This window comes from Pseudomonas sp. NFACC37-1 (assembly GCF_900101575.1).
Taxonomy (GTDB): Bacteria; Pseudomonadota; Gammaproteobacteria; order Pseudomonadales; family Pseudomonadaceae; genus Aquipseudomonas; species Aquipseudomonas fluorescens_AA.
The window spans coordinates 1-1,371 of record NZ_FMUZ01000092.1 but is presented as its reverse complement, the minus strand read 5'-3'; the positions used below and the strand labels follow the sequence as shown (position 1 = coordinate 1,371).

Here is a 1,371-nt window from a genome sequence, read left to right as displayed (position 1 = left end):
GAAGGGCCATCCATGGCCCAGCGCAGCTATCCCGGCATCCATGCCGGGATGCCCACTCCACAATACCTGCGTTCGGCCAGCGTGGTTAACGGGGCGCCGAGATCAACGTCCGACGCGAGGCGGCCTGAGAGCCGGCCTGGTTTAGGGTGATCGCGTTTCTCCAGTAGGCTTGCTCGCTTTTGCGCGCGGTGCGGTCAGGGTCGTGTATTGACGTTGTCCAGCATCCAGCGTGGGTCGACGATATCCAACGCCCGATTCGCCAACAACTCACTGAGCTCGATCATCTGCTGGATCCCCAGGGCGAAATGCCGACGCGAGCCTTCCAAGTCGAAGGTTAGATCGCCAAGCATGGCGCTGGCGGAAGCCAGGGTTTCGCTGAGGTTGGCTAGGAGAGTTTCGGTGTCTGCGCTTTCCGCGACAGAGAACAGCTGGCTTGAGGGTTGTTTCTTTTTGGCTTGAGGCTTGGGGTCGAGATAATGGTCGATGGCGCGTTTGGCGGCTTCATCAAGTTTTTGGGGATCGAGCCCGGCGTGGGCTGATGAGGAAGCGGTTTCGGGGGGATTGGGTGTGGCTTTGAACATGATGTAGTTCCTTTTACGTAGTGGAACCGCCATCTCCCGTTTCCAGGCGAGAGGGTGGCAGCTATGCACGGGCTGGAAAACCGAGGTAAAAGGCAAACCCGGTAGACTCGAAAGTCTCCCGCGCACAGCCGCCATAACGCAGAACTGAACGCTCAAAGCGCCGCAGTATCTCACGGGACTCGCTGATATGCCTTTTACTCATCGGGTTTCCAGGCCCGGCCGCTGAATTTGCAGCGGCGGAAAAAGGTTAGCGACAGCCCTTCCCACCCGGCAACCGCCAGAACTCGTCGGAAAAATCTGCTTGAATCAGGAAGTGTGTCCGACCATTCCCACAAAGCTTGGTCGGCTGTCAGACCGCCATCGCGAGCAAGCTCGCTCCCACACAGGTTTTTGGTCGTTTATAAGATCAGTGCCCACCGCCGGTCCCGGTGGGAGCCGAGCTGGCTCGCGATAGCGGTGGGTCTGCTTGCATCAATGCCGAATGTACCGCCGCCTTCGCGAGCAAGCCCGCTCCCACAAATTGGATCGGAGCACGACCGTGAGCACCTGGTCGGCTATCAGGTCGCCTCGCGAGCAAGCTTTGCTCCCACAGGTCCAGCTCAAACAAGTCTGATGGGTGTACACCCCCGCAAGAGCCAGGCCGGCTATAAGGCCGCCTCGGCGGGCTTTTGATCTGGGGGCCCCGTTGACCACGCTGGCCGAACGCAGGTATTGCGCAGTGGGCACCTCGGCATGGATGCCGAGGTAGCCGCGCTGGGCCATGGATGGCCCTTCGCGGCGGCCCACGGAG

Annotated in this window: 1 protein-coding gene and 1 pseudogene; both read right to left on the bottom strand. The window is 60.5% G+C overall.

Features of this window, described 5'->3' with window-relative positions:
• Positions 1–194: 194 nt before the first annotated feature.
• On the bottom strand, positions 195–581 hold the full coding sequence (locus BLP82_RS30010; RefSeq protein ID WP_092177197.1) for a DUF6124 family protein: 387 nt from the start codon (positions 579–581) through the stop codon (positions 195–197).
• A gap of 675 nt (positions 582–1,256) precedes the next feature.
• A pseudogene (locus BLP82_RS32260) lies at positions 1,257–1,343 on the bottom strand (nucleoid-structuring protein H-NS); the annotation flags it as partial.
• Positions 1,344–1,371: the final 28 nt, after the last annotated feature.

Excerpts from the sequence above, each read along its gene's own strand:
- BLP82_RS30010 (WP_092177197.1), bottom strand. The coding sequence starts at position 581 with ATGTTCAAAGCCACACCCAATCCCCCCGAAACCGCTTCCTCATCAGCC.